This window comes from Roseateles sp. P5_E11, from assembly GCF_054049355.1.
In genome coordinates, this window is record NZ_JBFUMO010000469.1 from 1 (window position 1) to 4,602 (window position 4,602).

At 67.3% G+C, this 4,602-nt stretch carries 4 protein-coding genes and 1 pseudogene; 4 read left to right on the forward strand and 1 reads right to left on the reverse strand.

Annotated elements, in window-relative coordinates; translation table 11 throughout:
- A pseudogene (locus ACXJKR_RS24770) lies at positions 1-199 on the forward strand (peptidase S8); the annotation flags it as partial.
- Positions 200-473: 274 nt separating this feature from the next.
- Here the strand turns inward: ACXJKR_RS24770 and ACXJKR_RS24775 are convergent.
- Entirely contained in the window at positions 474-2,504 is a 2,031-nt protein-coding gene (locus ACXJKR_RS24775; RefSeq protein ID WP_457325074.1) for a M13 family metallopeptidase, read from the reverse strand.
- Positions 2,505-2,618: 114 nt separating this feature from the next.
- Here ACXJKR_RS24775 and pstS point away from each other — a divergent pair, with 114 nt between their 5' ends.
- From pstS to ACXJKR_RS24790, 3 genes are all read left to right on the forward strand, one after another.
- Positions 2,619-3,662, forward strand: a complete 1,044-nt coding sequence (gene pstS, locus ACXJKR_RS24780; protein ID WP_457325075.1) for a phosphate ABC transporter substrate-binding protein PstS — start codon at positions 2,619-2,621, stop codon at positions 3,660-3,662.
- 11 nt (positions 3,663-3,673) lie between these two features.
- Positions 3,674-4,066, forward strand: a complete 393-nt coding sequence (locus ACXJKR_RS24785) for a gamma-butyrobetaine hydroxylase-like domain-containing protein (RefSeq protein ID WP_457325076.1) — start codon at positions 3,674-3,676, stop codon at positions 4,064-4,066.
- A gap of 17 nt (positions 4,067-4,083) precedes the next feature.
- Positions 4,084-4,602, forward strand: a 519-nt coding sequence (locus ACXJKR_RS24790; protein WP_457325077.1) for a class I SAM-dependent methyltransferase, incomplete at its 3' end; no start/stop codon positions are given.

Below are 4,602 nucleotides of genomic sequence, written 5' to 3' on the forward strand. Positions count from 1 at the left end.
GACCATGGGCAGCAGCAGCAACGACTTCGACCTCTACGTCAAGAACAGCTCCGGCACGACGGTGGCCAGCAGCGAGAAGGCGGCGGGGCAGGTCGACAGCGCGAGCTACGCCAATGGCGGCTCGGGCTCGGTGACGCTGTATGTGCAGGTGCTGCGCTACAGCGGCACGGGCTCGTACACGCTGAAGCTGCAGTGGTAAGCGGTTTGGTTGGTTGAATGGGAACGGGGCTTCGGCCCCGTTTTTCTTTGTGGCATTTGCGGTTGTTCTCTTTGTTCGGTGCATTGCCGGGAGTCCGTCCCGGCGGCCGGGTAACTTTCTTCTTCGACACCCTCCTGGCGCGTCAGAGAAAAGTTACCCGCCATCGCGGGGCGGATTCCCGCGGCACTGCACACGGGTCATGAGGACCGCGGCAAGAGCGACCAAAAAAGAAAACGGGGCCGAAGCCCCGTCTCAGTTCAATCAACAACCCGACTCACCACACCGTCAGCGGATCACTCGCCACCATCGCACTCCCCGCCTTGCACGAGAACGCCTGCGCGAAGTAAGCCGAATTGCTCATCGGCGTCAGCACGCGGAACTTGGCCGGCGAGTGCGGGTCGGTTCGCACCTGGTTGATGAGGAACTCGGTGCGCACCTTGGATCGCCAGACCAGCGCGTTGCTGATGAAGAAGCGTTGTGCCGGCGTGTAGCCTTCGATCTTCCGGTCCGCGCCACCGCTGCGCTTGAGCGCGCGCTGCAGGCCTTCGTAGGCGATGGGCAGGCCCGACATGTCGGAGATGTTCTCGCCCAGCGTGAGCCGGCCGTYGATGTTGTAGCCGGGCAGCGGCGAGATTGCGGCGTAGCGGTCGGCCACCTTGTCGGCACGGGCCTTGTAGCCGGCGGCATCGGCCGGCGTCCACCAGTCGGTCAACGAGCCGATGGCGTCGAAGTTGCGGCCGCTGTCGTCGAAATGGTGGGTGATCTCGTGGCCGATGACCGTGCCGATGGCGCCGTAATTGGTCGCGTCGTCAGCCTTGGCGTCGAAAAACGGCGGCTGCAGGATGCCGGCCGGAAGGGTGATCTCGTTGAGGCCGCCCGCCTGCGCATTGACGATGTGCGGCGCCATGCGCCAGCGGCCGCGCTCCACCGGCGAATCCAGGTCCTTGACCTGCTGGCCACTGTGCCACAGCGAGACCCTGAGCCAGTTGCCGGCATAGTCGTTGGCGCCGAGCTGCAGGCCTTCGTATTGCGGCCACTTCTCGGGCGCGCCGATCTTGGCCTGCATGTTGGCCAGTTTTTCCAGCGCCTTGGCCTTGGTGCCAGGTGTCATCCATTCCAGCTTCTCGATGCGCTCCTTCATGCTGGCGCGCACGTCTTCCACGAGCAGCCCCGCGCGCTTTTGCGCCTCGGGCGAGAAGGCGCGTGTGACGAACACTTCGCCCAGCGCCAGGCCCATCGGCTCGCCGCCGGTGCGCCCGCCGATCTGCAAGATGACGTCCTCGCTGCGCGGCGGGGGGGCTTGCAAGCCGGTGATGGTCTTGCCGCGGTACTCGAACGAGGCCGTGGCGTAGGCCTTGGGCAGGCGGGGCGACAAAGTGTCCAGCACGCGTACCGCCAGGTAGCGGCGCCACAGGTCCAGCGGCGCATCGGCGGTCAGCTTGGCCACGCGTGTGGCGAATTCCGGCTGGCCCACGAGGAAGCGCTGCGGCGGCTTGGCGCCCGCGGTCAGCACGGCCAGGTAGGCGCTCCAGTCCAGCCCCGGTGCGGCGGCGGCCAGTTCCGCCGGGCTCATCGGGTTGTAGCTGGCGTTCGGATCGCGCAGCCTGGCGCGCTCGCGGGTGGCCTCGGCCAGTTGGGCCTCGAAGCCGATCAGCGCGTCCAGCTCGGCGTCACTGGCCGGGCGGCCGGCGGCGGCGAGCAGGGTCTGGGCGAAGCTGCGGTAGGCGGCGCTGACGGTGCGGGTGCGCTCGTCGCTGCGGAAGTAGTCGTCACGGTCCGGCAGGCCCAGGCCCGACTGCGAAAGCGCCAGCACGTTGCGGCGCGTGTCCTTGCGGTCGGCCTGCACGCTGAAGTTCAAAGGTGCGTGGATGCCGCTGCGGTTCAGCAGCGCCAGCAGGGTGGGCAGGTCTTCGCGGCGCTGCAGGCCGTCAATCCGGTTCAGCAGTGGCGTGATCGAACTGATGCCGCGCGCCTCGACGGCGGCCTCGTCCATGCCGCTTGAGAAATAGGCCGCAATGAGCTTCAGGCCCGGTGTGTTCTGCAGCGCCGGCTTGTCGGCCAATTCCTTCAGTGCCTTGTCCAGCACCGCGTCGTTGTTCTGGCGCAGCTGATCGAAGTTGCCAATGCGGCCACGGCTGGCAGGCACCTCGGTGGCGGCCTCCCAGTTGCCATTGACGAAGGCGTAGAAGTCGTCGCAGGGGCTGACGTCCTTGGACAGGCCGCTCAGGTCGAGGGCCTGGGCGGTGGCGGCCAGTCCGAGCAGGGCGGTGGCAGCGGCCAGGCAATGGCGGGCGAATCGGGGCATGGAGGTGACGAGCTGGAAGCCGTGAAACCGGGAGATTAGAGCGGCCACCGCCATCGCGGGCCGGAAGACACAAGGCATGATTACGGGTTTTCACCAAGTCACTTGCTCCTGGTCATGCCCGTTTTCCTGCGCCCGATGCTGGCCCTCGCTGCCTCACTTCTGCTGTCCTCAGCGGCCCTTGCCCAACCCGTGCAAGGGCAGGGCGCCACCTTTCCATCCAAGGTCTACGAGACCTGGGCGCGCGCCTTCGAGAAGGCCGGCGGCGGCGGCGTTGCTTACAAGGGCACGGGCTCGGGCGACGGCATCAAGCAGATCGGTGCCCGCAAGGTGGATTTCGGCGGCACCGACGCGCCGCTGCCGCCGTCCGAGCTGGCCAAGCAGAAGCTGGTGCAGATCCCGATGCTGATCGGTGGCGTCGTGCCGGTCGTCCATCTGCCGCTGGCCGCGCCGCTACAACTCGACGGCGAGGTGCTGGCCGAGATCTTCCAGGGCCGCATCAAGGTCTGGAACGATGCCCGCATCGCGGCGCTGAACCCGGGTGTCGGCCTGCCGGGCCTGGCGATCAAGCGCGTCGTGCGTGCCGAGAAATCGGGCACCACCGAGGGCTTCAGCCGCTATCTCGCGGGCGCTTCGGCCGCGTTCAAGACCGACGTCGGCATCGGCCAACTGCCCGCCTGGCCGAGCGACCCGCTGAAGGCCGAGGGCAATGACGGCATGGTGCAGACGCTGCGCGCCACGCCGGGTGCCATCGCCTATGTCTCCTACGACCGTGTGCTGCGCGACAAGCTGGCCGCCGTGAAGCTGCGCAACGCGGCCGGCCGCTTCGTGCTGCCGACCGAGCAGGGCTTTCGGGCCGCCGTCCTGGAGAGCGACATGCACCGCCAGGGCGACGACCTCGCCACGCTGCTGGACCGCCCGGGCAACGACGCCTGGCCGATCACCTTGACCAGCTTCGTGCTGGTGGATGCCGAACCCGCCACGGCCACCAGGACGCAGGGCGCGCTGAAGTTCCTCTACTGGTGCTTCATGCATGGCGACGACCTGACCCGCGGCACCGGCTTCGCGCCGCTGCCCATCGGCGTGCAATCTCGTCTGGCAGCGCGCTTTACCCAGGTGCGGCCCAAGGACGGGCAGCTGCCGGCCTACCAGAGCTTCTAAACTGCCCAGCCATGGCCGCCCCGACAGAACTCACCGTCCACCAGCACTCTCGCGTCCTGGAGATCGCCTTCGACGACGGCGCGCGTTTTCACATCCCCTTCGAGCTGATGCGCGTCTACAGCCCCTCGGCCGAGGTCATGGGCCATGGCCCGGGCCAGGAAGTGCTGCAGACGGGCAAGCGCGACGTGGGCATCACCGGCCTGGAGCCGGTCGGCCACTACGCCGTGCGGCCCGAGTTCTCGGACGGTCACGCCAGCGGCCTGTTCACTTGGGACTATCTCTACAAGCTGGGCAGCCAGCAGGACCCTCTCTGGCGCGACTACGAGGCCCGCCTTGCCGCCGCTGGCAAGAGCCGCGACGACGCCATGCCCGTCAAAGGTGGCGGCAGCTGCCATTCGCATTGAATCCCGGCACTGAATCCATGACTCAAACGCATTTCGGTTTCCAGCAGGTCGACGAGAACGAGAAGGCCACCAAGGTCCGCGGCGTCTTCGACTCGGTCGCTTCCAAGTACGACCTGATGAATGACCTCATGTCGGCCGGCATGCACCGGGCCTGGAAGGCCTACACCGTGCAGGTCGCCAACCTGAAGCCGGGCGAGCGAGCCCTGGACATTGCCGGCGGCACCGGTGACCTGTCGCGTGCCTTCGCCCGCAAGGTCGGCGAGACCGGCCTCGTCGTGCACACCGACATCAACGAGGCCATGCTGCGCCAGGGCCGCAACCGCTTGTTGGATGAGGGTCTGATCCTGCCCACCAGCCTGGCCGACGCCGAGAAGCTGCCCTTCAAGAGCGAGAGCTTCGACCTCGTCAGCGTCGCTTTCGGCCTGCGCAACATGACGCACAAGGAGCAGGCCCTGGCCGAGATGTGCCGCGTGCTCAAGCCGGGCGGCCACCTTCGTCGTCATCGACGAGGTCGACACCGACAACTGGGGCGTTGC